A 26,346-nucleotide genomic window follows, 5' to 3' on the forward strand; every position below is an offset into this window, starting at 1 on the left:
TTAGATGACAAGGCAACGCGTTACGCTTGCTTATTGCTATCATAGACACAAATTGAGCCATTCGTGGCTTTTTGTTTGGCAGCATAACAGGCAACATCAGCTTCTCTAATAACGTCCGTGATGGAAGAAGAATCGGGGTTTAATTGAGAAATACCTATTGAACAACTTATAGTGATTAGTTCTTTAGAGAGACCTTGCTGAGTAAGGTGAATAATGTCTTTTGCAATGTCACACGCTTTATCAATGGATACGTTCTCCATCAATATGATAAATTCATCCCCACCATAGCGTACTACAATATCGTCTTTGCGTAACAGCTGTTTTAACAATTGCCCAAAATTTTTTAATACCACATCCCCGGCATCATGGCCGTAGCAATCATTAACTAATTTAAAATTATCCATATCAATAAATAAAATCACGAGTACTTTATTACTCTTTTTCATTGCTTGAAATCGAGTATTAAGCACATCAAAAAGATGGTCGCGCGTGTTACAACCTGTTAGCCCATCATGCTTAACACGATGCTCAAGCGCTTCAAATCGGGACGTTAAATCATCCATGCTTTCTATTTTTTAATTGTCTTTGTCATTAATTGAGAGGATAAATAAATATAAAAACCACCCAGTAAAAAAATAGTTGCATAAAAATAATTAAGGCAATGGGGGTCAATATAAACGCCATAGATAATACAGCCACTGTAGCCTAAAATGAAAAGCCCAATAAGACTTAAGTAGGCAACCCAATAATTTTGGTAGGCTTGGGTATGCTGAAGCAATCTTTGGATTAAATGCCCTCCTTTTAAAAGAAATAAAATACCTAAAATAATCATTGTTATAGGAATAAAAAGAGTATTCATTTTATCACCAAGCAATCCTTTTATTATTCAGTATAAGGGCTTGGCGGTCTTTTGCCAGTGCGACCGATAAAAGGATGGTCTTTTTTTAAAATAAAACGTCATTTAAGGGGCATAAAAACACCTCACTAACCTTTGCTCTTTCTTTAAAAAGGTCTATGGTTAAAGAGATTTTAATAGTTAACAAGGAGCGTTTATGTTTAAGAAAACACTCATCGCAAGCACACTGGCGATTTCATTTCTACTGCCTATAGCCTCTTGGGCTGAGGATAATGGCCCTTGCATGTCAGACTCAATATCAACATGTCAATCCATGATGGATAAAATGATGATGGAGACGTTAGGTAAAAAAGACAGCCAATATGACAAGCGCTTTATTGACTTAATGATTCCGCATCATGAAGCCGCCCTTATGATGGCAAAAGATGCGCTAAATAATGCAACTCACCCTGAAATTAAAGAGATGGCACAAAAAATTATTGATACGCAAGAAAAAGAAATTCAGCAGTTAAAAGCATGGCGTGCGCAATGGTATGGCAGTGACCAATCAAGCGGACAGTCTGGGCAATCTACCGATAATCACATGTCACACTAACCATTAAACTAAGGAAGCTAACATGACACACCACCAATATGAATTATGCATTAAAGCATGTCAGATGTGTGCCGTAGAATGCGAACATTGTGCCGCGGCTTGTAGTAAAGAAGATAACGCCAAAGAGATGGCTCAATGCATCGCGCTTGACCGCGACTGTGCTGCCATTTGTGCCCTTGCCGCTCAAATGATGGCGCGCGGCTCTCAGTTTGCAAAAGAAGTTTGCCAATTATGCGCTCAAATATGTCGAGCCTGTGGCGATGAATGCAGCAAGCATAAGCACATGGAACATTGCAAGCGCTGTGCAAAAGCGTGCTATCAATGTGCAGAAGAATGTGAAAAGATGGTTTCTTAATTTAAAAATTAAAGGCCCTTGAATGTATGACAATGGCCTTTAACATGCACATCAAAAAAAGTGAGCGATGAAGCGGCAATAAAATTCTTTCTATCTTTATCGTCTGCACTGATAAGCAATACCCTCTAAGGTATGGGTGTCTACTAAATGTGTTTTGGGGTTGCCCGTATACGTTGCTTTATCATTGGTAATAACCAACGTATTACCCCCTAATTGCGCAGTCTTATTTTTTAGCATATTCACTTCATCTTGATATAAATGCTCATGCGACTGATAGGCTTGACTAACCCCATTCACATCAGAAGCCATTATTTTGCCTAAATTTTTACACTGTTTAATTGCTGTACGCGATTGAGCAACAGTGACAAGGTGTGCTTCAGGCAATAGCGCTGCATTATTACTGCAACTTGTCAGTGCCAGCCATACAACAGGTAAAGTACCATAGGTGATTTTTCTCATGTTAATTGACTCTCCTTTTATTTAAATCTATTTATATCTTTAATGTGTCGAGTGTTGCATGGTTAAAGCAGGTACCTTAACGCCTGAATAACTCATAATTGTCATCATGCCACTTTCCTGATGATAGAGCATATGACAATGCAACATCCAATTGCCTGGATTATCGGTATCAAATTGTACTTTAACTGTGGAGTTAGGTCGTACTAAAACGGTGTCATGGAGCAATCCGCCATCAATTTTTTTACCATCAATTTCAGTGACTTCAAACACGTGACCATGCAGATGCATCGGATGAGCCATCATCGTCTTGTTGTTAAACACCATTTCCACCCGTTGATTATCACTCACCTTTAATGGATTAATCTTAGGCCACACCTGATTATTAATTGTCCAAACATAGCGCATCATGTCGCCTTCTAAATTAACCATTAACGTTTGGCCAGGGGCTTTTTTTGGTAAAGGCGTTGCCGCTTTAAATTGAAATTCTTGGTCATAGTTAAGCGCTCCTGCTGTTGACACGGCCCGTTCATTAAGTAATGGAATTTTAGCATTTGGCGTTGCTAAAATAAGTCCTGTTTGCAACTTGGTCCCTTCACCTTGTGCAAGAATGGGATAAGCATTAACGCCCACTGGAATGGTAACCATGACATCAAGACGTTGTCCGACGGCCAACTGAAACTGGTTGCCTTTCACAGGCTTTATCGCTTCACCGTCAATCGCAATCGCTTCCCCTGATAGAAAGCCCGTGTTTATAAAAAAATTAGTCATGGCAGCGCCTGCGATAAAGCGCAAACGTACCTTATCGCCTGGCTTAACTTGGATGACTTCAGGATTTTTTAACGTCCGGTAATTAGTTAAAAACGCATCATATGCCACATCATTTAAATCAGTCGCTGTTTGTTTTTTCATCGGCATGCCAGACATCCCATTACCATGTTGCATACCAGGCATGTTTCCTTTTTTTAACTCAGCAAAAATAACCTCTGGCTTTTTAAAACTAAAGTCCCCAATAAACACGGTGACTTCTTTGTTAGAAGGCACATCATTGGGGTCTTCAATAATCAACGGTGCGGATAAAAATTGCTGCACTTGTAAATCATGATGCGAATGCATCCAATAAGTGCCTGATTGCTTAAGCTTAAAGCGATAATGATATCCTCCCCCGGCAGGAATGGGCGGCTGTGTGACATAAGGCACCCCATCTTGATTATTAGGCACGATTAACCCATGCCAATGAAGCACAGTTGGTTTATCGGTTTGATTTTTAACCGTTACGTCAAACATCTCACCTTTCATACCTCGATAACCCCACGTACCATCCGGTTGCTCAATACGAAACAAATCCACACGCTTCCCATTGACTTGGACTTGATATTTTTTAATAAGCAGTTGAGAGGGCGTGGTTGCTTGAGTAGACAAGGCGTTTGTCTTAGCAACCGCTGCATTGAAAGCGAGCATGGTCAATACCATGCTCTTTAAGGTATTAGGTAATAGCATGATAAAAAGTCCTTAATTAGCGGGAGGCAACTGATAAACTACTTAACATTTTTTGTAATTCACTCCAGTTAACAAAAGAAAAGGCACACTTAAACTAAGACGTGCTTGTAAAAATAAGTGACACCTTACTAAATGAAGCATAGATTTTTCAACTTACCTTTTTATTTATTAGCTTAATTATTAGTGAATGCATATTAATAATTTTAGAATTTTTCCTTATCAGCTAGGTTAGTAGCCAGGCTACAAAAGTTATCTTTATCAGGGCTTTTTTTATATTCAGTTTGTAATGTTGTATGTTGAATATTAAATTGCGTTAGCAACATTTTCTGAACGTTGACTCTTACTAACTCTCCGCTAGCCTTTGTATCGATGACAAGATGTGCTGTGAGGCTAATTTTATTACTTGTAATAGCCCAAATATGTAAGTCATGTACTTCTACTACCTCTTCTACTTGTGCCATTTTATTTTTAATTTTTTCTAAATCAATACCTGCTGGTACGCCTTCTAACAGAATATTAATCGTCTCTTTTAAGAGCAGCCAAGTGCGAGGCAAAACCCATAAGCCAATTAAAACAGCAATAGCAGAGTCTATCCAACCCCATCCGAAAAATCGGATGAAAAGTGCCGCTATAATAACGCCTAAAGAGCCTAACATATCACTCCATACTTCAAGATACGCACTTTTAAGATTTAGGCTTTCATCCTTAGTCCGAGATAAAAGATACATTGAAATTAAATTAACGATTAAGCCAATGGAGGCTATAATTAACATGCCTAGAGAAGAAATCTCTGGCGGTTGCTTTAACCGCTGATAAGCCTCAAATAAAATATAGAGTGCTACTAAAAAAAGCAAGCCCGCATTAAATGCAGCTGCTAAAATTTCAAAGCGATAATAACCAAAGGTACGACGAGCATCTGCTGGACGTCGGCTTACTCGTATAGCAATCAATGCAATTACAAGGGCCGTTACATCTGTTAGCATATGCGCTGCATCCGATAATAAGGCAAGGCTTCCTGTGATAATTCCGCCAACCACTTCAGCAATTAAAAACCCGCCTGTTAATAAAAGAGCCAACCAAAGTGAGCGCTCCTTTGAAGACTCCTTTAAATCTTGATGAGCAGCTTTATTCATTATTTCTCCTAACAAGGCTAATAGATTACTCTTTTTATTTAAAGCGATTTATGTATTTCTTTACCATGCATAACTATTTTTTGCTCAGTTTTGTGAGCAAACATATCATATAAAACCACACTAACATTGTTTGGGATGGGTTGCCTCCACACTGATTCTTTAAGAGCATGAGAGGCTTGCTTATAACCTATATCTATATTTTTTTTAACAGCCGCTTCAGTAAAATTATAGTCCTTAGATGAACGATCGCTCTTCTGCGCATGGCGGTGAAACTTTACTAGCGTCATTTTTGTTGTACTTCCCATTAAAGGGACATTTTTATACTGAGGCTTCTTTTTATGATAAGCTGGTAAAAGATTATAAATTTCTTTGAGTGTATAGCGTAAATCCTGATTTTCGCAAAAATTATTTAAACTATGCTGATAATTGCTGTTATAAATAATTTCTTTCTGTTTTAACAGTACCTTATCTAGCGAATTCGGCAAGGCTCCATCAGGGTCAAAAAGCTGCATCATAAAACAAAGGGTATTTACACTGGGCAAATCATTTAATATTATTTCAAGCGAGCTGTTATTCACTAAAGCACCATCCCAGTAATACTCATTGTCAATCTTTACTGCTGGAAAACCTGGAGGTAAGGCACCACTAGCCATGATATGTTCGATTTCAATATACTGCTTTGCTGAATCAAATTGCACTTGTTGACCGGTGCTTAATTGAACCGCCGATAATGTTAGACGCATCTCGCCATTATTAAGAATATCGAAATCAATTAACTCCTTAAGCGTCTCTTTCAACAACGAAGTATCATAAAAGCTCACGTTGTCTGGTGTCTCTTGAGATAAAAAATGAGGGTTAATTGGCCTTGGAGAAAAAAACCCTGGCTGCCCCCAAAGCAGAGCGACTTGAGCTTGCCAAACATCATTTAATTCACTCAGATTCATTGGATTAAACAATAAAGGCCACCAATTTAAATAACTAGGTGTGACAATTCTTTGCCAAAATTCTTTTAATTTTGGCAGGCGCTTCTCTGGCTTATTGCCTGCTACAATAGCAGCATTAATAGCCCCAATAGAAATTCCACTTACCCAGTTAACTAAATAGCCAGCCCTCCATAGCGCTTCATAAACACCGACTTGAAATGCCCCTAAAGCACCGCCACCTTCAAATAAAAAAGCAATCCTGTCCCATTTTTTGTCATCTTTATCCATTATTTAGGCTCTGTATTTTATATTTGATTTATCTATTTAAAAGACAAAATACCCAAGATGAGCTAGAGTAATTTTTTTTCAAAAAGCTTATCTTAATTTAGAGTCCTCTTGATAACGTGCCTGCTTCAAGGCTATTACCTACTAAAAAAATTAATTAAATTTATTTACTTCAATCCTTGGATAGACACCTAGATAGAATTGCTAAATTCAATCTAACATAGCTAATACAAATTTTAATTCTTTTCAAGGCTCGCCTTATTCGTTATTTATTTTGATGTACATGCCCACCATCGCCGCCAAAATCACCTGGATAAATCTCTGACTTAGGTTCTTGCTTAGTAGTCTGATTGCAAGCTATGAGATTTAAACTTAATAATAATGAACTCATTAAAAAGAAAAGTTTTTTATACCTTAGATGACTCATTGATAACTCCTTATCATCAAAGGGTAGCTATATCCACCATACTATAATCCATATCGGTAATATAGTTTTTTTCATTAAGTAATTACCTTAATAAGATTAGATAAATTTAATAAGCGCAAACCATTGGCAACTACAATTAAACTTGCCCCATATCGGCAAAAACAGCCATCCAAAGTGTAGCCAAACCGCCAAGTACTAAACTAAAGAAAATAATTTTAATGATAATGGATAAGCTAATATTTTGCCGTAAAATGCGTGCAGTTTTACGGCTTAAGTCTATATAGTAGGGCAGCAACATTAAATTATCATTCATTAACGCCACATTCGCTGTCTCTAACGCTGTGGACGTTCCTTTGCCCATGGGCAAAACTAATGGATGCCCCTTAGATTAATCCCGTCACTAAACATCCCATCTGTTTTATATTGTTCTAACAAGCGATTGATAGCTTGCATTTTTTTAGCAGGTAAAATATTGGCTTTCACTTCATCAATACCCATAAGCCTGGAAATAGCATGCGCCGTAATAGCATTGTCGCCTGTTAACATCACTGTTTTTATGCCTTGACCGTGCAAGGATTTAATCGCTTCTTGGCTTTGAGCACGAAGGGTATCGGCTACGACAAAAATAGCCAATACGGTTTTACTATTGCTCAATATCACCGTGGTTTTTCCTTCCTCTTCCAACCGCTTCAGGTATTTCTCTACTCTTAAGCTCCAAAGTTTATTGTCTTCTGCCAACTGATAATAAAGTGCTTGATTAATAAATTTTTTTATACCACGTCCAAGCAGCGCCAAGAACTTCTCTACATGAAGTAGAGGTTAATTAGGGTGCTCTTAATTAAAGTATGAAACCAAGGCCTGTGCTACTCAGGGGCTTTTCATGAACAATTTTAAAGCAATAGCAGGGTCAAAAGATAATCCAAATTCCAGCTAACCTGCTTTAACCTAGATCGAACACTTCGTTTTTTACCTTCAGGTAATTTTGACTTTACCAGAAATAATAAAAGTCGTTTGATTTTTGCAAAATTAGTAGCAGCAATTTTATCATATTTTTTGTCCGCATCGTGTAAATGTACATTAAGTTCCCAATGGTATTCATTTTCAATGGACCAGTGATTTCTAACATAAGATGCCAACTTACTGCTAACCTCATGATTGCTTACATACTAACGCCATTGAGCAGTAGTTCCCGTTTATTGTTCTCTGATGAAATGGTTTCTGTAGTAATAATGGTTTTAATACCTGGAAGTTAGACCAGCCATGCCTTCTCTGGCAAAGAAAAAGCAAAATAGCGATATCTTACCAGTCGGCCATGACTATCGTCAAATTGGTCTTCAATTAAATTGACTGGCTTCTCACCATATTTTTTTGAGTAATCAACAACCGCATTAAATAATAATGGCTGATTGTTCTTTAACCCAATTACAAAATTCCCTCCTTTGCTCAGAATAGATTTTAGAATACTTGTCTGGTCGGATAAGTAGTGACTGTTACTAATCACCACTCTCCTAAGAACCGTGCATGCGAGTTTCCCGGCACACGGCTCAAGCCTTTATGAAGCCATTAATTGACCCAGCAACTTCTTCTCCGCATCATATCGTTTTTGTTCGGTAATCTTCATTTGCTGTAAGTTCATACGGCGTTTTTGAAAATATTCCTTATCGTCAGGCAAAAAGGGATTAGCCTTTGCTCTGATTTTGATATGTCGACGAATGGGGGTGTACCCAGCTCTATATAGTGGATATATCTGTTTATCTCCATTATTTTTCTTATAGAGGGTGCAAAACACCCATTTTTGGGTGCCAACTCAGGCAAAATATTTGTCTTTTACCCAACGTGCACCTTTGTTCGGGTGTCTTCTCTTGGCCCATCGCCACAGCATCCAGAAGATAGCATTGTCTACGTATTCAAAACTTTTTTGCGATACCCCATGCCTGTAGTAGTTTACCTATCCTCGTATTTTAGGATTGATAGCTAGTAAGAGCTTTAGTGTCGTGCTAGTTTTGTTGGCATTGATGACTTCTTGAATACTTGCTAGAAAGCTTTTTATACTTTCTTTACTTGGCTTAGTCAGTAACTTTTTATTGTACTTCCTAATATTGAACCCAAGAAAATCAAAACCCTCATCAATGTGTGTTATTCGCGTTTTCTCCTCCGAGAGTTCTAAGCTTCTTTCAGAAAGAAATCGTACAATAGCTGGTTTGATTTTATGTTCCAGTAACTCTTTTGTATCCGCTGTTACAATAAAATCATCGGCATATCTCACTAAGTGAACTTTATCGGCTTTCTTAGTCATCGAATAAATTAAGTATTCCATGCCATCAAGCACCATATTAGCCAACGTTGGCGAGATAACGCCGCCCTGTGGGGTTCCAGCAGTTGTTTCACACCATTGATTTTCGTAGACATATCCAGCTTTTAACCATTTACTTAAAGTTATTTGATCCGTAGGAACACTTTCCTTCAACCACTCATGATTAATTTTATCAAAGCACGCTTTGATATCTCCCTCAAGAACCCACTGAGCCGATTTTTTCTTCGCTAATACACAGAAGCATTGTTCAATTGCATCCATACATCGTCGATATGGCCGAAAACCATAAGAGTGTTTATCTGCGACAGTTTCTGCTACAGGCTCCAAGGTTAATAAGTATAGCGCTTGCTGGGCTCTATCGTATAACGTTGGAATCCCTAATGGTCGTTGTTTACCGTTCTTTTTGGGAATCATCACTCGTCGAAGTGGCTGTGGTTTGTAGCCTCGTCGTTTGAGTGTTTTGACTGCTGTAATTTTCTGAATCGAGTCCTTCCAAAGGATGTTGTCAACCCCCGGAGTTTTGGCACCACGGCTTTCACTGACTCGCTTAACTGCAAGTAGTTTTGCATGATACGAGTGAGTGAGCATCCATTGCAATGCCTTAACTTTGCCGTAGCGCTTCTCTTTTGTTGCCTTAGCAATACGCATTTGCAGTCGCTTTACTTCTCTAGATACTATTGACCATTCGATGGTGTCCCAGTTTTCCAGATTAGCTGAAGGCGCACCAGTTGAATTACCTGTCATTTGCTTTCCCTCATACTTGCGATTCTTCAAATTCTCTTGCCATTAAAGACCAGATGAACGTCTGCTCACTTTCGTGCCAGGAAAAAAACCTGTATCTACCTCATTACAAGGTAGCATTTGCTTCTTTCATCCTCCTGTCCTGCTGCCTTATCAGTTTATCTCACAATAAACTTACCGATAAACTCGGGAGACAACAGGGTTTCCACGTTCCGATATCCTGACAAATTTACTTAGGCTCTTTCTCTCAACCGACAGAGGTATTATCCGAGATGCAGGAGGAACGCAACCTGCATACTTCTCTGCAGCACTATTTTGGTTAAAGCCTGTCAGCACTTTTGGCTCATTCGCGATAACGGTTGTTGTATGAAAGTTCACTTACATTAGCCATATAACTTATCCCTAGCTCCTCACCGCATAGTGCTTGCAGTTTTGGTTGCCTTTCACAAGGCTTCTTACGGTTTTCCGTGGCTACATTGTCCTTGACGCTTCACACCACTCCGTTGCCAGAGTCGCATGGTCAAGTAGGGAACTGCTATCGGAATAGCAGGTTAACTCAGGCGAACCCCTGGTTAACAGTCAGAATATCAACCTCGTGTCGCACACATCCTATGGCATCAATAGAAACAGTACATCCTTCCATTTCCAGCAATAATGGTATTGCCTTTATTTCATTAGATTTGTAGTCAATTGTTACATCAGCCAACACCAGCTTATTAGAAAAACTCCAGGCTCTGACCAGTTTTATGGCGCGTATTTCTTTTATAACTAACCCTAATGTACCTTCGATAAGCGTGCTCCAGACCGATGATCTAATGGTTGAAAACAAGCGTCGAAATGTACTTGTAGCAGGGACCTGTTTGTTAAATCCACATACCTTGAAAGCAATTACCGGCGTGATTCAGCAAAAACAACAATATCATCCCAACTTTCAGCGCCACAAAAAATTGCACAAATTGAAATAAATAAAAGAGTGGGTAAGGGATAAATTATTTTATTTACAACACAGGGATCTTCTATCGTAGATAACAAATCAATCACTGCTGACATTTAAAGTCCATGTAACATTAAAATTAGCAATTCTACATTATTATGCTTTAAAATTGTCCGTCAAAAGCCCCTGGGTCAGAAGCACAGGTAACAGCGGTGTTAATTTTGTTAATAGCAGAAGGACAATCGATAATAACCAAATCATAGTTATTGCGAATTGGCTTTATAGTGTCTCTTACTAGGTCTTTGAGGTTAGTAGATGATTGAGTCAACTCGGTATCTAATCTAGAGTTATTTAAATTAGAGGGATAAGGTGAAGGTTGTCTGATAACTCAACAATAGAATTTTCAACTGGCACCTTATCTCTGAATAAGTTTAGTCATACAGGTTTGTCCCGAGCCTCTACATTAAAGGCCGTGTTAAATTACCTTGTGGGTCAAAGTCAATAGCTAGAATCCTAGCTCGTAATGACTTGCTCTAACTGCTAAACAGAAGGAAAGAGATGTTTTTCCAACCCCTCCTTTAACAATCTGAAATGAAATAATGGCGCTAGGGTATTTAAATCCTCTTTCTTCAAAAAGCTTTCTTATGCCTTCAGAGGGTATAATTTTCCTACGGTTATTTAGTGTCGGTATATTATGCGACTTAAGCCCCTTGTAAACACCCTGAATAGTCATGCAGCCCAAACAATCGGCTAATTCCAAACAAGTAATCGTATTTTTGAACTTTTTCATGCCACCGTAATAACAAGTTCAATAAAAACATCATTTACTCATAATAAATGAAACCACGTTAATATTAAACAGTTATTTAAATATGATGTATGTGGCTTATAAAAGGATTTAGTAAGGTAACTATGGAGGCTGTGGTAGCGCGTATATTTATCCGGGTTTATTTATCTTCTTTTTTAATAAAAGATATATTTCCTGTTCTTTCCAAAATTGCAGAGTCAACTAAGGAATAATTCTCTGTGTTTAATTGTTGACGTAATTGAGCCAACAGATCATTTTCGCTAATGCTAAAGCGACGCATACTTTTATAATCTAATACACCATCTTTTATTAAATAATGGGAACATCCTTTAAATAAAAACCCTAGTTTAGTAAAGAAAAAGCAAAGCTTAGATAAAATAAGGTGAAGAATAATTAGGGTTAATAAGGCTTCAACTGTAATTCCTAGGGAGCTGGCACCAGCAATACCTCTGCTGATTATCCCTCCAGAAATAGCAATAATTAAAAAATCTAAAGGTGTGCTTATATTAAAGCGGTGGTTGGTGAATCGAAACAACAAGACACTCAAACAAAATAAAATAATACATCGAATCCATGAGCAAAAATAACTTGGATCGGTGTTAATCCAATGCAGATAATCCATAACTACTCCTGTTACTTTATTAACTATAAGGCGGCTGATATGCCATGTAAGAAAAAGATAGCAAAAATCAGTACAATAATTAAAAAAGCCGCCCATGGTAGCGATTTTTTTCTTTGATAAAAAATAATAATGAAAATAAGAATTAATAACCCAATAAGACCGCTCGTTATCCAAAAATTTACTGTCATTAGGAACCCCCATTACTGATAGAAGGATAACGCAATAAGCGAAGACCATTGGCTACAACAATTAGACTGGCTCCCATATCGGCAAAAACCGCCATCCATAAAGTTGCTATACCTCCTAGTGCCAAAACAAAAAATATTCCCTTAATTGCAATAGATAAGCCAATATTTTGACGAAGAATACGAATAGTTTTATGACTTAAATCAATATATAAAGGCAACCGTGCCAAGTCGTCATTCATAAGGGCTACATCTGCTGTTTCAAGAGCGGTATCGGTTCCTTTTCCCATGGCAAAACTTATCGATGCTTTGGCAAGCGCTGGCGCATCATTAATACCATCACCTACCATACCTACAGTTTTATATTGCTGTAATAAACTCTCTATAGCATCCATTTTGTCAATAGGTAATACATTAGCTTTGACTTCATCAATGCCGACTAATTTGGCAATAGCTTGTGCTGTAATTGCATTATCACCAGTTAACATGGTTGTTTTAATACCTTGTCGATGTAATTGCTCAATCGCATTTTTACTTGTAGCTCTTAGAGTATCAGCTACCGCAAACATCGCTAGCACTTTAGTGGAATTGCTTAATATAACGGTTGTTTTTCCTTCTTCCTCGAGTTGCTTAAGCAGTTTCTCTACTTCAGCGTTACACACTTGATTATCTTCTGCTAACTGATGATTACCTACATAATATAATTCCTGATTGATTATTCCTTTCACGCCTAGCCCAGGAAATGCAGTAAATTCGCCAACATTTAACAAATGAGAGTTGGGTTGTTTCTCTTTCCAATAGTTCATTAATGCATGCGCAACAGGGTGTTCTGAGTGACTATCAAGACTTGCGGTTAGTAATAGTAGATGCTCTTCATCGTAACTTGAATCATAAGCGATAAAATTAGTCACTTTAGGTTTACCTTCTGTTAAGGTTCCTGTTTTATCTAAGGCAATCATTTTTAGTTTATAACCGTTTTCCAAATAATTACCCCCCTTAATAAGTAACCCTTTTTTTGCTGCCGAAGCTAAGCCACTGACAATGGTTACCGGAGTTGAAATAACTAACGCACAAGGACAAGCAATAACTAATAAAGTCAATGCCTTATAAATCCAATCATAAAACGGATATCCTAGTGCCAAGGGTGGGACAAAGGCTATAATGACAGCAATCAATACCATGATTGGTGTGTAATATTTAGAAAATTGATCAACAAAGCGCTCTGTAGGCGCACGTTCTGATTGTGCTTGTTCAATTGCTTTACCTATTTTGGCAAGCAATGTATCGCCCGATATTTTAGTAACTTTAATTTCAAAACTACCGTGCTCATTTAACGTGCCTGCAAAAACTTCATCCCCTATTTGCTTGGTTATTGGCATGGACTCACCCGTAACCGGCGCCTGGTTCACTGTGCTTTGACCCAAGATAACTTCACCATCTAAAGGAATACGTTCGCCAGGTTTTACTTTCACAATAGAACCTATTCTAACTTGTTCAACCATTTGAAATTCCCATGCCCCATTTTCTTGTTTCACTAATGCTTTTTCAGGGGCAATTTGCATGAGACTTCGTATAGCAAGCCGCGCTTTATCCAGGGAATAACGTTCAATACGCTCTGCTAAGGCAAATAATACAGTAACCATGGCAGCTTCTGGCCAGGCACCAATAAAAAAAGCGCCGGTTACGGCAATCAACATTAAGCTATTAATATTCATTGCTTTCGTGCGTAAAGCAATGAAGCCTTTTTTAAATAAATTAAGCCCGCTTAGACCAATTGCAATGAGCGCTGCAATCACACTTAAAATAAACCAATCATTCGATAAGAAGTAGGTAAGTAACTCAGAAAATAAAGCAAAAAAGCCTGCAATAATGAGCTTTATCCAAGAGGAATCGATAGTTTTTGCTTTATCTTCTTGCTTACCCAATGAATCACTCTTTGGGCGTACATCCATCCCTAAAGCCTCAATCCGTTGTTGTAATTCACTAATCATCGTCAATCGATGATGAATAGTTACTTCTTCAGCAATAAAATTGAAATCCAAATATTCAACCTCTGGAATATCCTGTAATTGGTTCCTGATGAGCTTTTCTTCTGAAGGACAATCAAGTCCTGCAACAAAAAAGGTTGTTTTTGTTAAAGAGCTCATAATGAAGCTCCGCATTGACCACAAAACTTGGCACCAGGTGTAATGAATGCGCCACAACGACAACATGCCGCACTAGTCGAGTCTTTCCCACATTGCCCGCAAAATTGCGACTGACTACCTATAATAGCCTGACAGTAAGGACATTTTTTTGTTGCTTGGTTATTAGAATAATAAGAGGTATCCTGTCTATTGCTGTGATGCCCTCTTCGGGAACCATGGTTATTACCACTACCTCCACCATGATGTCTATTCATATAATTATTAAAGATTCGTTTTAGAACGCTCATATTAATTCTCCCCTTCTTCAGTAAAATGCTTTAGCAAATCATCTAAAATACACTTTACGTGCTCATCAAAAATGCTGTAATAAATATGTTTTCCTTGACGCTGTGCTTTTAGGAGGCGAGCTGAGCGCAAAAGACTTAAATGATGACTAGCTAAGGGCACTGATAGGTGTGATTTTTCTGCAAGCACTGAGACTGTTTGTGGGTTATTAAGGCATGCCAAAAGAAGTTTTAGACGATTTGCCTCACCCATCAAATGCAAAATGTCGCTTAATGTTATAATTTGGTCTTGGGTTAACATAATAGTTAAACAATTAAACAAGTATTTAACTAAAATATAGTTAACTTTAAAAATTTGTCAAATTAAAACCCTAGAGGTTTTACAAATGAGCTAAGGTTGCTTAGCATGACGTGTAGCTTTTAATTTGTTTCGCCGGTTATGAAACACATAATATAGGCCCGGTAATACAAGCAACGTCAAGAAAGTCGATGAAATAATCCCTCCTATGACAACAGTAGCTAATGGCCTTTGCACTTCAGAGCCCGTGCCCGTAGCAAGGGCCATAGGGACAAAACCTAATGAGGCCACAAGCGCTGTCATTAGCACTGGACGCAGACGAGCAAGCGAACCTTGTAAAACAGCATCCTTTAAATAGACACCTTTCTGTTCACGTAACGTGCTGATAAAAGTAATCATGACAAGGCCATTTAATACCGCAACACCTGATAAGGCAATAAACCCCACGCCTGCAGAAATTGATAAAGGAATGCCGCGCAACCATAAAGCGAAAACGCCACCTGTTAAAGCCAGCGGAATACCGGTAAACACAAGTAAAGCATTTTTTACATTGCCAAAACTCATAAAGAGTAATAAGAAAATACCTAGTAAGGTAACGGGAACTACAATCTGCAATCGCTTTGAAGCCGATTGTAGCTGCTCAAATTGCCCGCCCCAGCTAATCCAATACCCACTGGGCAATTTAACGTTTTGCTCAACGCGCCGTTTTGCTTCATTCACAAACGAACTTAAATCCCGATTACGCACGTTAGCACTAACAACCACACGTCTTTTGCCACTTTCACGACTAATTTGATTTGGGCTCTCGCTTTGAACGAAGGAGGCTACTTCACTAAGGGGAATAAAATGTTGCTCGCCATCTTTTGACAAGGGCAAAGGAACATATATTTGGCGAAGTACATTAGGATTGGTGCGCAATGACTCTGGTAGGCGGACAATTAAATCAAATCGTCTATCACCTTCAAAAAGCTCGCCGCCTTTTTTACCACCAGTAGCGATGACAATCGCATCTTGAACCGTTGCAATTTGTAACCCATAACGCGCCAAAGCATTACGATTAATCTTAACGGTTAGAAGCGGCAAACCACTGACTTGCTCTACTTTAACATCGGCAGCACCTGGCACCTGTTTTAATTGAGCATTGATGTTATTAGCAATTAAAAGCAAAGCAGTCATGTCATCGCCAAATACTTTCACCGCCACATCACTACGAACACCTGAAATGAGTTCATTAAAGCGCATTTGGATAGGTTGGGTAAATTCATAATTATTACCTGGAAGTTCTTTTACAGCGTGCTCAATGTCTTGCACCAATGCTTGTTTGTTTTTTTTAGGGTCAGCCCAGTCCTTACGAGGCTTTAAAATAATAAAGGTATCCGCTACGTTAGGAGGCATGGGGTCAGTTGCTACTTCGGCCGTACCTAATTTGGAAAAAACCCGCTTTACTTCTGGAAATTGGCTTACGCGCTCTTCAACAAGGTGCTGCATAGTAATGGCTTGGGTTAAACTGGTTCCGGGAATGCGCATAGCCTGCATCGCAATATCGCCTTCATCCAAACTTGGGATAAATTCTCCGCCTAGGCGAAAGGCAATGAAGAGACTGATAGCAACCAATAAAGCAGCAAGACTTATCACCAAAATTCTTGCATGAAAACAACGGCGCAGCACTCTGGCATAACCAAGAGACAAATAATATACCAACCAGTTTTCTTTTTCTTGCACTCGACCACCTAAGAAAATAGCAACTGCCGCTGGTACAAAAGTCAAGGCAAAAAGCATGGAGGCAAGAAGCGCAATAATGACAGTTTCAGCCATCGGTAAAAACATTTTTCCCTCAACACCGGTTAAGGTGAGAATAGGTAAATACACAACCGTGATAATAAACACGCCAAAGATACTAGGCCGAATGACTTCCGTTGTTGCATGAGCAATCACTTTTAAGCGCTCTTCTAAATTTAAGACTTTCTGTAGCGCATGTTGCTGTTCGCCTAGATGTTTAATGCAGTTCTCAACAATAATGACAGCGCCATCAACAATTAAACCGAAATCAAGCGCGCCTAAGCTCATTAAATTGGCACTTATTTGATTCGTTACCATGCCCGTAATGGTTAATAACATGGACAGAGGGATGACCATGGCGGTAATAAGAGCGGCTCGAATGTTACCTAAAAACAAAAATAAAATTACACAAACCAGCAGCGCGCCTTCCAGTAGGTTTTTCTTAACGGTATCAATGGTCGCATTGACTAGCAAGGTGCGATTATACACGGTTACAGCTTCCACGCCTTCAGGGAGCGTTTTATTAATGTCCTTCATTTTGAGGGCCACGCGCTCTGAAACCGTCCGACTGTTTTCACCTATCAGCATAAACACTGTACCTAATACGACTTCCTTACTATTTTCGGTAGCAGCACCTGTACGTAACTCTTTACCTAAGGCTACCTCTGCAACATCGCGAATTCGAACAGGTGTTCCTTCAAAACTTGCAATAACAATATTTTCAATATCGGCTATATTTTGAACTTGTCCCGGAACACGAATTAAATTTTGCTCGCCATTTGTTTCGATGTAGCCAGCTCCAACGTTGGCATTATTGCGCTGAAGTGCCTGAACCACATCATTTAAACTTAATCGATAACGTACAAGTTTCATGGGGATAGGCGTAATATGAAATTGTTTTTCATAGCCGCCAATTGTATTCACTTCCGCAACCCCTTCGACATTGCGTAATTGCGGCTTAATAATCCAATCCTGAATGGTACGAAGTTCAGTCGGATTATAACGTTGACTTGCCGGGGTATTAAGCTTATTGGTCACCGTATACATAAAGATTTCGCCCAGGCCAGTTGAAATTGGGCCTAAAGTGGTTTCAGTTTCTGGGGGTAATTTATCTTTAACGGCTTGCAAGCGCTCATTAATCAGCTGGCGTGCAAAATAAATACTGGTACCGTCTTTAAATACTACCGTCACTTGCGATAATCCATACCGTGATAAAGAGCGGGTGTAACTAAGATTTGGTAACCCACTCATGGCAAGCTCAATAGGAAAAGTAATGCGTTGCTCAACCTCATAGGGTGAATAGCCCGACGCTTGGGTATTAATTTGTACTTGCACATTGGTAATATCAGGTACGGCATCAATAGGCAATTGTTGATAATTATAAACGCCTAAAATCGCAATCATTAAGGTAAATAAAAGGATAAACCAGCGATGTTTTAAGGAAAAACGAATTATTTTCTGAAGCATTCTTAATCCCTAGTCTTCATGACTTGCGCCATCTTTGCCAAGCTCAGCTTTCATAAAGAAGCTATTTTTACTCACATAGCGCTCCCCTTTATCAAGCCCTGAAATAACCTCGACCCATTGCTCATCCTTTTGACCTAAAATAACAGGCGTGGCTTCAAAATAATCTCCTTGTTGAATAAAGATAACTTCTTTTTGATTGATGCGTTGAATGGCAGACAGTAAAACAGCAACGGGTGCTATTTTCTCCTTAACAGTAATGGCACCATTAATATACATGCCGGGTATCCAAATGCGGCTTTCATTAGGAAGTACCGCCCGCACTAACGTAGTTTGACTGTCTTCAATGCCTAAAGGCGCAATATATGAAATGGTGGTTATCGTTTTGGGTTTTCCTTCATCGCCTGTCACAACTACTTCCATGCCTTGCTTGACCAAGGGCGCCTCTTTTCGATATAAGGTAAAATCTGCCCACACATTCGCTAAATTGGCCACCTCATAAATAGGTTTGTTATTTTGGGCAAGCTCGCCAGTCGTTGCCGATTTTTGTATAATAGTACCTGTCATGGGTGCATTAATCGTGTAATTTTGCAAACTTTCATTACTTTCAATAATGATTAAGGGCTCCCCTTTCCTAACCTCATCACCTAGATTTTTAGCCATTGTCTTGATAATACCCACATAACGCGCATAAATAGGCGCCAGGGTGTCGCGATTAGGCACAACCTTGCCCACCACATTTAGTTTCGTCTTAATCGTTTGGCTTTGGGCAATGGCTGTTTCAATGTTTGCAGCCTTAAGAATACCTGCTGCAACTTTAATACGTCCTTCATAAGTGGCATAACGCCAAACATAGCGCTTATTTTGTAATGCTAATTCAATCACAACATCAAAGGAGTGAGGCTCACGAATCACCTGATTGCTTTGTAAAAAATTTTCAATGGCAGTAAAATTTATGTCTTCTTTTTTATCATTAAAGCGCGTTAATTGGATAGTTAATTGCGCTGCATTAGGTTTAATAAGCTCGCCATTTTTGTAGAGATAGACACGAAAACGAGGCGGCATACCCCGTTCAAACATTAAAAGCTCAAGTGCCACATCCCCTTCTTTAAATAATCTTCCGCCCTGAGGACCTTTTTCAATACTTTCTTGATGGCCACTTTCATCCCCACTATGAGACGCTTCATTTGCCCATAAAAATGAAGGACTTAATCCTGATAAAAGAATTAAAAGCGTAAGGTTTCCAAGGAATAACTTTATAGACTTCACTTGCTCTCCTTAACAGAATTTAGTCCTAAAAGCCCGGCAAGTTCAATTAAGGCCTTATGATAATCAGCATGGGCTTGTTGGTAATGCCGCTCTTCCTCATAAAGCATATTAAGGGCCGTGGACAGTTCAATATAGGTATAGCGTCCCATTTTAAATCCTTCTTGAGCCAGGTTTATTGCGTTACGTGCCAAAGGCAATAAGGAGCTGGTCACTAGTTTGGCCTCATAACTACTCTGCTTGGCTTGCAAAAAAGCCGTATATACACTTTGCCTTACGGTTAATTGTATGCCTTGAAACTCATAAGCAACTTGGCTATATTGCGCCTCAGCGGTCAAAATTCTTCCTTGATTGCGGTCATAGACAGGTATTGGTGCAGCCACTGCAGCGACTGCAGCAAAACTATCATCATCCGCAAAGTGACGAGCCCCTAATTGAACATTTAAATCGGGCCAAACTGACTTTTTAACCGCAGAAATGCTGGCACGTTTAGCTTGCAACTGCAGTTGCATTTGCATAAGCTGGGGATTTTGGGATAGTTTTTTTAGCAATGCCGGCCAACGTAGTGGGACGCGTGGCAAACCCTTATCAACCAGCGGTCTATCTACTTTTAACCTATCTCCCAATAGGCGTGCGAGTTTCGCTCGCTGCAATAATGCTTCACGTGCGGCTCTATTTTCTTGGATTTTAGCATCCCCTAACCGAATTTGGGCTAGGCGTAAGTCTAATTGAGAACCAGCGCCTGCATTAACCCGCCTTTCAATAGCAGCCACAATCCCTTGATTAAGGTAGACTAATTTTTTGGTGACCTTATGCCATTGGTCGGCATAAAATGCATCCACATAAGCAATTCCAACCGCACGATAAAGCGCTGCTTGCTGCACGCTTATCTGCGCAAGTGAAGCCAGGTAATCAGCATAGGCTGCATTTTTTAAATAAAATAATCGATTGCCTAAAGGAATAGGCTGGGTGATAGCAAGGGTTGTTTCTGCCGCTTCATAGCCTGAATATTTGCCAGAGCCGCCAAAGTTTTCTGCGGTTAGTGCTACTTGCGGGTTTGGGTAGAGACCACTTTGAATAACTGAACCGCGCATCGCGTTGGCCCTGTTTATTTCTGCTTGTAGCTCAGGATTATTACAATAAGCAGTTGCTAAAGCTTCTTTAAAAGTCAAAGGGGTAGAGGCAATCGCTTCCAAAAGAAAGAATTCAATTATAATAAAAATAACTAAATGTAAAAAATAGCGCATCCCTTGCCTTAAAATCTACCCATTGCATACCCATTTAGTGTATACGAAATTGGTTAAATGATACATCTTGCATTAATACTAAGTTATCAAAAAAACGAATTTGCGAGGGAATCAAAGCGCTTTACACATCCTAATCTCTAGTTTCAACCACACACATAAATTATATTTTTAAACAAAAGTCTTTAAACTTTAAATCTGATTACCTAACTTGGCAGACTTAATAGGTTAGTTATGACGGACTTCATGCCTATTGCAACAGCGTTTGCCGCATCAAACACTTAAACCTATTTTACCTCTCATTTACATTAAGCGCCTGCGAAGATGCAACGCATTTATTATCACTGACACCGAACTTAACGCCATGGCAGCTCCTGCAAGCATGGGATTTAAGAGTAAGCCCATAACAGGATAAAGCACCCCTGCAGCAATGGGCACACCAAGGACATTATAAATAAAAGCAAAGAAAAGATTTTGATGGATATTTTTGACCGTTTGTTTAGACAATTCATAAGCCACCACAAGCTGGCTTAAATCGCCGGTAAGGAGCGTCATGCCAGCACTTTCAATCGCCACGTCACTTCCGGTGCCCATAGCCAGTCCAATATCCGCTTTTGCTAGGGCTATCGCATCATTGACCCCATCCCCTGCCATAGCGACCACCTTCCCTTCTTGTTGCAATTGACTAACAATTCTACTTTTTTCCTCAGGAAGCACTTCCGCAATTACTTTTTTAATACCTACAAGCTTTGCAACCGCGTTGGCTGTAATCGTGTTATCGCCTGTTAGCATAATGACTTCAATACCCTTTTCCTTAAGTGATGCAATTGCCTGATTACTCGTGGCCTTGATAGGGTCTCTAACAATAAATACGCCTACCAATTGATTATCTACTGATAAATATAAAAGGGTTGCACCTTCTTCCTGTGCCTTTAAGGCCTCTGCAGGTACCTCATCTAGCTTCACTGATAACCAATGACGATTGCCAATGGCAACTGCCTGTCCATTTATTTGCGCTTTTGCTCCTTTACCGCTTACGGCCATAAAGTCGACTACCTCAATAAAAGACAGTTTTCGCGCCACGGCCTCATCGCGAATAGCCTTTGCTAAAGGGTGTTCGCTATGGTGCTCTAAAGAGGCGGCAAGCCTTAACAACGTGTCTTCTTGCCAGCCTGAATTTGGGATAATGTCTGTTAAAACAGGATGGCCTTTGGTCAAGGTTCCAGTCTTATCCACCACAAGGGTTGTCATTTTGCGCAAGCGTTCGAGCGATGCTGCATTTTTAATTAAAATACCACGCCTTGCGCCTTCCCCAATGCCAACCATAATAGACATAGGCGTGGCAAGCCCTAACGCACAGGGACACGCAATAATCAATACTGAGATTGCCGCCATTAGCGCAAAATTTAAAGCAGGCGGTGGACCTACAAAAAACCACATTAAAAAAGCAAGGATTGCAATAAACAGAACCGTGGGTACAAACCAAGCTGCCACCGCATCTGCTAATCGCTGAATCGGCGCTTGGCTGCGCTGAGCCTCACTGACTTGCGTAATAATGCGAGCCAGTAACGTGTCTTTACCAATGAGAGCTGCCCTCATGATAAAACTTCCTTCTTGATTTAATGTACCCCCAATGACTTTTTGCCCAGGCTCTTTGCTAACGGGCATAGGCTCACCGGTTAGCATGGATTCATCCACATGGCTCTGCCCACTCATGACCTCACCGTCCACTGGGATTTTTTCACCAGGGCGGACCATTAATTTATCACCGACGTTGACAGCCTCAAGTGAAACTTCTTCTTCCTGCTGATGTTCATTTAATCGGCGCGCTGTGGTGGGTTTAAGATTAAGCAGCGCTCTAATGGCATCGCCTGTGCGTTCTCGCGCTTTGAGCTCCAACACTTGTCCTAGAAGAACTAAGGTTGTAATCACAGCCGCTGCCTCAAAATAAACAGGCAGCATACCTCGGGCTTTAAATACGGCGGGAAGCAATTGGGGAAATAAAATTACGCCTACACTGTAACCCCAGGCAACCCCCGTACCAATAGCAATTAAAGTAAACATATTTAAATGGCGCGTTCGAATGGATTGCCAACCGCGCACGAAAAAAGGCCAGCCACAACCCCAAACTACCAAGGTGGTAAGGAGTGCTTGCGCCCAAAGAGAAATTGAATAAGGTACATAAGCCGTTAGCCAATGCTCACCCATAGCTAATACCACAACAGGAATGCTAGCAAAACAGGCAAGAATAAAACGCCAGAACATATTGTGATATTCATGGCTTTTTTGTGCTTCAAGCGTTACGTCTTCAGGCTCAAGTGCCATACCACAAATTGGACATGTTCCTGGTTTTTCTTGCCGTATTTGCGGATGCATGGGGCACGTATAAAAGGCATTGCCTGACAGTATAGGCTTAAGCACAGGTTTTTTAGCCTGATGTGCACAGCACTTATGTGCATTGGTATCATGTTGGGCGTTGTTTTCAGAATTAATCATAACTCACCTCAATCATATTTTTTAAGAAGCATCATAATCTCATCCATTTTTTCTTGCATTTCCTCTTGAGTGCCATGACATGCGGCTTCCTTTAAACAGCTTAAAACATGGCGTTCAAGCACGCTAAGCTCAATGGTTTTTAAAGCATTACGGCTAGCACGTAATTGCGCTAAGATATCCACGCAATAGCGATTCTCCTCAATCATGCGCTTAATGCCTTCAAGTTGACCAATGGCGCGATTGATGCGTGATAATTCGTTATGGTGCTCTGGATGGTTTGACATGCGATTTCTCCAATATACCCCTATAGGTATATACCCGGTAGGGTATTTTGTCAAATTTCTGCGCTTCTGTTGACCTTGTCAAAGTAAGCTTATTTTAGTTTAATAAGTCAGATGCTTTATTAAGGTTAGAAATTAAAATATTTATAATAAATATTATATTTAATTAATTTGTTAAATTATTGATTTAGCTTCAGGTATTCTATTTTTAACTAAAGGAGCTTTAACAGCTGTTTTTATACTTTTTGCAAAAGTGCGTCTTATTTAGTACAGCGCAGCATTATTCAACTCTATAGCCAATTGATTTGATGACAAACGGTACATTAGTAAAAAATTTAAATAGCTTAATGCTCCAACATAATCTTAATGCGATGGGTTTATCGAGGTTAGCCAATATTCCTCAACCTACATTACATCATCTGTTATCAGGTAAAACTAAAAAACCTAGAGCCTTACTGATAAAGAAATTAGCGCAATTTTTTAATATTTCCATTCTTGCTTTATTAGAATCCGACATAGCCAATCAACCCTTAATACAAATAATAAACCTACCCATTCTTAGCTGGAATCAAGAAACCTTAAGTTTTCATGAGCAGCCAGTGAGAGAGGAGGGTGTCTATGGTGCTTATCCCAACGAGAGTTTTGCATTTCATATTTATAAAAAATTTTGTCATAGCCCGTGGCCTAATCAAAGCTTAGCTATTCTTGCAAAAAACGCTTCTTTTAACGATGCAACTTATGGCTTAGTTTATTTCAAAAAGTACGGGCTTATCCTTAATAAAATCCATAAGGAAAAAGATAATTTTTTTATTAAATACCAAGGAACCGGGCAAGACTCTTTACTGTTAAAAATTAATTTAGAAGAGGCTCAATGGTTTGGAAAGCTCCTCGAATTGCGATTAATAGGCCAGGCACTGACTGATTATTTATAAGCGCATCTCAATTTAATATTATCGTTAAAAAGGAATTGTGTTTGTTACCCACATGCCCCGACTCAAGCTTCACTTAGCTCGCAGGTTGTTACGCTCCGCAAGAGTTTTCAAAATTTATTTTGATAAAGAACAAGTTGTTTTTAAATCATGGGTAGTAATGTAAGGATTAGGATAGCCTTCCATTTTAGCAACGGCTGCAGCCCACCATTTTTCATTTGCCTCGGGCGGAAATTGTTTATCCCAAGCCATAAATAGGTTTCGTTGGGCTTCACTTAATGCAATACCATATTTTTCGGACATAAAAAGATTGGCTCGCGCCACAATACCCTTGGCATAATCTGCCGGCTCTACACGCCTAAAAGCTTTATCAATCGTTATAGGGCAACCATAAAAGAGGGTATGGTTTTCTATCATACTATAGCGATAATTAGAGCGGGCTTGATTAACCAGGCCTACAGCAGGCCACAAATTATAAAGCTCCGCTTCTGCTTGCCTAAATTGTTTATCAGACTTTTCACAACACTTCCTCCCTTTGTACCGTTTCCCATTTTTCTTAATACACAGGGGCTCTCGCCAGCAGGCAAAGTGATTGCCAAAATTTTCAGCTGGCATCATATGTTCAGCCTCGACACGGAGCGCTCGTTTAAAACTTGCCGCAGATTGCATATTACAACTTGCTAAATCAACACGTAAGCGAGCATCAAATTGACAACGGCAATATAATGTTTCGCGTTGAAGAGCAAATAGTACCCGTATCTGTTTTTTGGCTTGTGTAAAGGTTTTAGGCGGTTCGCTAAAGACAGAAAAAGAAAGAAACAAAATGGAAGTAAAATTTAAGGTGCGAAAGAGTATAGACATTTAAATAAACCGTTTAATAATTTGACTAATGATACTTATATTCAAATTTCGTTCAATTTCAATTTAAACTAACACTAGCAACTTATAACGTCTAACTATTTTATAAGATAGTTCCTACTTAAACTTCAAAACTAGATATTACTCATATATGTAACAATATAAGTAATATCATGATAAATTAAATCAATCTGATATTTAAAATACAAGGCAAGCGCTTTAATGGTTCTAAATATTAAGGCGAAGGATTGCCATTAAATTAGATAACCTCAACGTCTTCAGCTTGCGGTCCTTTCTGACCTTGCGAAGGTTTAAATAAAACTTCGGCACCTTCTGAAAGCGTTTTAAAACCACTGTTTAGAATAGCGCTAAAGTGGGCAAAGTAATCTTTGCCATTGCTTCAATAAAACCAAAACCTTTTTCTTCCTTAAACCACTTTACGGTCCCTCGAGCCTTATCTGACATGAATTAAATACCTTAAGTTAAATGTTTATATTAACAACTTTAAAAGTTAATTTTAAAGTAAAGTTAATTTTTTAAACAAAGATAGGGCCTTAAATTATTGAACAGTAGTTTAATTTTTCTAATGCTTCATTGTTTGGATAGAATAGTAGAAATTTTTCCTCGTTATATTTCCCACACTCTAATAACATATCAACATCTTTGTCTCTAGGTACTTGAAAATATTTTTCAGCAAAATTAAAGAAGCCTTCGATGCTATCTATTTTTTCATCTAAACTAATTTCGTTTAATGTTCCTTTAATTATATATAGAACCCTTATACCATTATATTCATAGGCATCTTCGCCCATTTCAATATAATCTTTTTTCGTTTCGTTATAACATTTTTCAATAAGGCTACAAAATTCCTTGTGAACATTTATTATCTCTTCTTTTAAAGAATCATAACTTTTATGTTCAATAGAGTGAGGTGCACCACTTCCCATTCGGCTACAAGTACCAATTTCAAATTCTAATCGAGTTATAATTTTCACTTTTGAAAAAAACATTTAAGTATTATCGCTTAATTAAAAATTAAATAATATTTGAATTAATGTATTATTTCTATGTAAAAAATATGACATATAATATTTATAAAAGGATGAGTTTTCGAACTCATTCTTGAAAAAGCATTATCTAAAACAAATTAAATTAAAATTTTATGA

General features: G+C 38.9%; 25 protein-coding genes and 3 pseudogenes. 3 read left to right on the forward strand and 25 right to left on the reverse strand.

Going from position 1 to position 26,346, the window contains the following annotated elements:
* Positions 1 to 20: 20 nt before the first annotated feature.
* Positions 21 to 563, reverse strand: coding sequence for a GGDEF domain-containing protein (locus ACNVED_RS16905; RefSeq protein ID WP_419421582.1), 543 nt, complete (start codon positions 561 to 563; stop codon positions 21 to 23).
* Positions 564 to 568: 5 nt separating this feature from the next.
* A complete protein-coding gene (locus ACNVED_RS16910) occupies positions 569 to 859 on the reverse strand; it encodes a hypothetical protein (protein ID WP_419421583.1) in 291 nt (96 codons plus the stop codon).
* A gap of 280 nt (positions 860 to 1,139) precedes the next feature.
* Between ACNVED_RS16910 and ACNVED_RS16915 the strand changes: the two genes are divergently transcribed.
* Positions 1,140 to 1,451 (forward strand): DUF305 domain-containing protein, encoded by a 312-nt coding sequence (locus tag ACNVED_RS16915; RefSeq protein WP_419421584.1) that lies wholly within the window; start codon positions 1,140 to 1,142, stop codon positions 1,449 to 1,451.
* A 22-nt stretch (positions 1,452 to 1,473) separates the two neighbouring features.
* Positions 1,474 to 1,806: a four-helix bundle copper-binding protein gene (locus ACNVED_RS16920; protein ID WP_419421585.1), complete on the forward strand. Its 333-nt coding sequence runs from the start codon at positions 1,474 to 1,476 to the stop codon at positions 1,804 to 1,806.
* Positions 1,807 to 1,902: 96 nt separating this feature from the next.
* Here ACNVED_RS16920 and ACNVED_RS16925 read toward each other — a convergent pair whose 3' ends face one another.
* The 20 genes and pseudogenes from ACNVED_RS16925 to ACNVED_RS17020 form a co-directional block, all read right to left on the reverse strand.
* A complete protein-coding gene (locus ACNVED_RS16925; protein ID WP_419421586.1) occupies positions 1,903 to 2,265 on the reverse strand; it encodes a DUF4156 domain-containing protein in 363 nt (120 codons plus the stop codon).
* Between the two features lie 39 nt (positions 2,266 to 2,304).
* Entirely contained in the window at positions 2,305 to 3,762 is a 1,458-nt protein-coding gene (locus tag ACNVED_RS16930) for a multicopper oxidase family protein (RefSeq protein ID WP_419421587.1), read from the reverse strand.
* A 203-nt stretch (positions 3,763 to 3,965) separates the two neighbouring features.
* Positions 3,966 to 4,895, reverse strand: a complete 930-nt coding sequence (locus tag ACNVED_RS16935) for a cation diffusion facilitator family transporter (protein ID WP_419421588.1) — start codon at positions 4,893 to 4,895, stop codon at positions 3,966 to 3,968.
* A 38-nt stretch (positions 4,896 to 4,933) separates the two neighbouring features.
* Positions 4,934 to 6,106 (reverse strand): patatin-like phospholipase family protein, encoded by a 1,173-nt coding sequence (locus tag ACNVED_RS16940; RefSeq protein ID WP_419421589.1) that lies wholly within the window; start codon positions 6,104 to 6,106, stop codon positions 4,934 to 4,936.
* Positions 6,107 to 6,368: 262 nt separating this feature from the next.
* Positions 6,369 to 6,530: a hypothetical protein gene (locus ACNVED_RS16945; protein WP_419421590.1), complete on the reverse strand. Its 162-nt coding sequence runs from the start codon at positions 6,528 to 6,530 to the stop codon at positions 6,369 to 6,371.
* Between the two features lie 74 nt (positions 6,531 to 6,604).
* Positions 6,605 to 7,346: pseudogene (locus ACNVED_RS16950) on the reverse strand (HAD-IC family P-type ATPase); the annotation flags it as partial.
* A gap of 433 nt (positions 7,347 to 7,779) precedes the next feature.
* Positions 7,780 to 8,031, reverse strand: a complete 252-nt coding sequence (locus ACNVED_RS16955) for a hypothetical protein (protein ID WP_419421591.1) — start codon at positions 8,029 to 8,031, stop codon at positions 7,780 to 7,782.
* Positions 8,032 to 8,337: 306 nt separating this feature from the next.
* A pseudogene (locus ACNVED_RS16960) lies at positions 8,338 to 8,466 on the reverse strand (group II intron maturase-specific domain-containing protein); the annotation flags it as partial.
* Positions 8,467 to 8,478: 12 nt separating this feature from the next.
* Entirely contained in the window at positions 8,479 to 9,588 is a 1,110-nt protein-coding gene (gene ltrA, locus ACNVED_RS16965) for a group II intron reverse transcriptase/maturase (protein WP_419421592.1), read from the reverse strand.
* An 885-nt stretch (positions 9,589 to 10,473) separates the two neighbouring features.
* Positions 10,474 to 10,635, reverse strand: coding sequence for a transposase family protein (locus ACNVED_RS16970; protein WP_419421593.1), 162 nt, complete (start codon positions 10,633 to 10,635; stop codon positions 10,474 to 10,476).
* 47 nt (positions 10,636 to 10,682) lie between these two features.
* The gene (locus ACNVED_RS16975) at positions 10,683 to 10,904 is read right to left on the reverse strand and encodes a ParA family protein (protein WP_419421655.1); all 222 of its coding nucleotides are present in this window, start codon (positions 10,902 to 10,904) and stop codon (positions 10,683 to 10,685) included.
* Positions 10,905 to 11,466: 562 nt separating this feature from the next.
* Entirely contained in the window at positions 11,467 to 11,949 is a 483-nt protein-coding gene (locus tag ACNVED_RS16980) for a YetF domain-containing protein (protein WP_419421594.1), read from the reverse strand.
* Between the two features lie 187 nt (positions 11,950 to 12,136).
* On the reverse strand, positions 12,137 to 14,281 hold the full coding sequence (locus ACNVED_RS16985) for a heavy metal translocating P-type ATPase (RefSeq protein ID WP_419421595.1): 2,145 nt from the start codon (positions 14,279 to 14,281) through the stop codon (positions 12,137 to 12,139).
* Positions 14,278 to 14,568, reverse strand: coding sequence for a zinc ribbon domain-containing protein (locus ACNVED_RS16990; RefSeq protein ID WP_419421596.1), 291 nt, complete (start codon positions 14,566 to 14,568; stop codon positions 14,278 to 14,280). The genes ACNVED_RS16985 and ACNVED_RS16990 overlap by 4 nt, the downstream gene beginning before the upstream one ends.
* 1 nt (position 14,569) lies before the next feature.
* The gene (locus tag ACNVED_RS16995) at positions 14,570 to 14,866 is read right to left on the reverse strand and encodes an ArsR/SmtB family transcription factor (RefSeq protein ID WP_419421597.1); all 297 of its coding nucleotides are present in this window, start codon (positions 14,864 to 14,866) and stop codon (positions 14,570 to 14,572) included.
* Between the two features lie 90 nt (positions 14,867 to 14,956).
* Complete coding sequence (locus ACNVED_RS17000) at positions 14,957 to 18,109, reverse strand: CusA/CzcA family heavy metal efflux RND transporter (RefSeq protein WP_419421598.1); 3,153 nt, start codon at positions 18,107 to 18,109, stop codon at positions 14,957 to 14,959.
* Positions 18,110 to 18,118: 9 nt separating this feature from the next.
* Positions 18,119 to 19,375, reverse strand: coding sequence for an efflux RND transporter periplasmic adaptor subunit (locus ACNVED_RS17005; protein ID WP_419421599.1), 1,257 nt, complete (start codon positions 19,373 to 19,375; stop codon positions 18,119 to 18,121).
* Positions 19,372 to 20,619, reverse strand: a complete 1,248-nt coding sequence (locus tag ACNVED_RS17010) for a TolC family protein (protein ID WP_419421600.1) — start codon at positions 20,617 to 20,619, stop codon at positions 19,372 to 19,374. Before ACNVED_RS17010 ends, ACNVED_RS17005 begins: the two co-directional genes overlap by 4 nt.
* Before the next feature lie 300 nt (positions 20,620 to 20,919).
* Positions 20,920 to 23,112, reverse strand: a complete 2,193-nt coding sequence (locus ACNVED_RS17015) for a copper-transporting P-type ATPase (RefSeq protein WP_419421601.1) — start codon at positions 23,110 to 23,112, stop codon at positions 20,920 to 20,922.
* An 8-nt stretch (positions 23,113 to 23,120) separates the two neighbouring features.
* A complete protein-coding gene (locus tag ACNVED_RS17020) occupies positions 23,121 to 23,396 on the reverse strand; it encodes a metal-sensitive transcriptional regulator (RefSeq protein ID WP_419421602.1) in 276 nt (91 codons plus the stop codon).
* A 305-nt stretch (positions 23,397 to 23,701) separates the two neighbouring features.
* Between ACNVED_RS17020 and ACNVED_RS17025 the strand changes: the two genes are divergently transcribed.
* A complete protein-coding gene (locus tag ACNVED_RS17025; RefSeq protein ID WP_115304133.1) occupies positions 23,702 to 24,325 on the forward strand; it encodes a helix-turn-helix domain-containing protein in 624 nt (207 codons plus the stop codon).
* Between the two features lie 114 nt (positions 24,326 to 24,439).
* Here ACNVED_RS17025 and ACNVED_RS17030 read toward each other — a convergent pair whose 3' ends face one another.
* From ACNVED_RS17030 to ACNVED_RS17040, 3 genes and pseudogenes are all read right to left on the reverse strand, one after another.
* Positions 24,440 to 25,183: an endonuclease gene (locus ACNVED_RS17030; RefSeq protein WP_115304134.1), complete on the reverse strand. Its 744-nt coding sequence runs from the start codon at positions 25,181 to 25,183 to the stop codon at positions 24,440 to 24,442.
* A gap of 256 nt (positions 25,184 to 25,439) precedes the next feature.
* Positions 25,440 to 25,645, reverse strand: a pseudogene (locus ACNVED_RS17035) (cold-shock protein).
* An 89-nt stretch (positions 25,646 to 25,734) separates the two neighbouring features.
* Positions 25,735 to 26,127: a hypothetical protein gene (locus tag ACNVED_RS17040; protein WP_419421603.1), complete on the reverse strand. Its 393-nt coding sequence runs from the start codon at positions 26,125 to 26,127 to the stop codon at positions 25,735 to 25,737.
* Positions 26,128 to 26,346: the final 219 nt, after the last annotated feature.

Origin of the sequence: Legionella sp. D16C41, from assembly GCF_048541585.1 — a bacterium.
GTDB lineage: Bacteria > Pseudomonadota > Gammaproteobacteria > Legionellales > Legionellaceae > Legionella_C.

What these genes read in the sequence shown, in the direction of transcription:
- ACNVED_RS16905 (WP_419421582.1), bottom strand. Translation starts at nt 563, where the DNA reads ATGGATGATTTAACGTCCCGATTTGAAGCGCTTGAGCATCGTGTTAAG.
- ACNVED_RS16910 (WP_419421583.1), bottom strand. Translation starts at nt 859, where the DNA reads ATGAATACTCTTTTTATTCCTATAACAATGATTATTTTAGGTATTTTA.
- ACNVED_RS16915 (WP_419421584.1), top strand. Translation starts at nt 1,140, where the DNA reads ATGTCAGACTCAATATCAACATGTCAATCCATGATGGATAAAATGATG.
- ACNVED_RS16920 (WP_419421585.1), top strand. Translation starts at nt 1,474, where the DNA reads ATGACACACCACCAATATGAATTATGCATTAAAGCATGTCAGATGTGT.
- ACNVED_RS16925 (WP_419421586.1), bottom strand. Translation starts at nt 2,265, where the DNA reads ATGAGAAAAATCACCTATGGTACTTTACCTGTTGTATGGCTGGCACTG.
- ACNVED_RS16930 (WP_419421587.1), bottom strand. Translation starts at nt 3,762, where the DNA reads ATGCTATTACCTAATACCTTAAAGAGCATGGTATTGACCATGCTCGCT.
- ACNVED_RS16935 (WP_419421588.1), bottom strand. Translation starts at nt 4,895, where the DNA reads ATGAATAAAGCTGCTCATCAAGATTTAAAGGAGTCTTCAAAGGAGCGC.
- ACNVED_RS16940 (WP_419421589.1), bottom strand. Translation starts at nt 6,106, where the DNA reads ATGGATAAAGATGACAAAAAATGGGACAGGATTGCTTTTTTATTTGAA.
- ACNVED_RS16945 (WP_419421590.1), bottom strand. Translation starts at nt 6,530, where the DNA reads ATGAGTCATCTAAGGTATAAAAAACTTTTCTTTTTAATGAGTTCATTA.
- ltrA (WP_419421592.1), bottom strand. Translation starts at nt 9,588, where the DNA reads ATGACAGGTAATTCAACTGGTGCGCCTTCAGCTAATCTGGAAAACTGG.
- ACNVED_RS16970 (WP_419421593.1), bottom strand. Translation starts at nt 10,635, where the DNA reads ATGTCAGCAGTGATTGATTTGTTATCTACGATAGAAGATCCCTGTGTT.
- ACNVED_RS16980 (WP_419421594.1), bottom strand. Translation starts at nt 11,949, where the DNA reads ATGGATTATCTGCATTGGATTAACACCGATCCAAGTTATTTTTGCTCA.
- ACNVED_RS16985 (WP_419421595.1), bottom strand. Translation starts at nt 14,281, where the DNA reads ATGAGCTCTTTAACAAAAACAACCTTTTTTGTTGCAGGACTTGATTGT.
- ACNVED_RS16990 (WP_419421596.1), bottom strand. Translation starts at nt 14,568, where the DNA reads ATGAGCGTTCTAAAACGAATCTTTAATAATTATATGAATAGACATCAT.
- ACNVED_RS16995 (WP_419421597.1), bottom strand. Translation starts at nt 14,866, where the DNA reads ATGTTAACCCAAGACCAAATTATAACATTAAGCGACATTTTGCATTTG.
- ACNVED_RS17000 (WP_419421598.1), bottom strand. Translation starts at nt 18,109, where the DNA reads ATGCTTCAGAAAATAATTCGTTTTTCCTTAAAACATCGCTGGTTTATC.
- ACNVED_RS17010 (WP_419421600.1), bottom strand. Translation starts at nt 20,619, where the DNA reads ATGCGCTATTTTTTACATTTAGTTATTTTTATTATAATTGAATTCTTT.
- ACNVED_RS17015 (WP_419421601.1), bottom strand. Translation starts at nt 23,112, where the DNA reads ATGATTAATTCTGAAAACAACGCCCAACATGATACCAATGCACATAAG.
- ACNVED_RS17020 (WP_419421602.1), bottom strand. Translation starts at nt 23,396, where the DNA reads ATGTCAAACCATCCAGAGCACCATAACGAATTATCACGCATCAATCGC.
- ACNVED_RS17025 (WP_115304133.1), top strand. Translation starts at nt 23,702, where the DNA reads ATGACAAACGGTACATTAGTAAAAAATTTAAATAGCTTAATGCTCCAA.
- ACNVED_RS17030 (WP_115304134.1), bottom strand. Translation starts at nt 25,183, where the DNA reads ATGTCTATACTCTTTCGCACCTTAAATTTTACTTCCATTTTGTTTCTT.
- ACNVED_RS17040 (WP_419421603.1), bottom strand. Translation starts at nt 26,127, where the DNA reads ATGGGAAGTGGTGCACCTCACTCTATTGAACATAAAAGTTATGATTCT.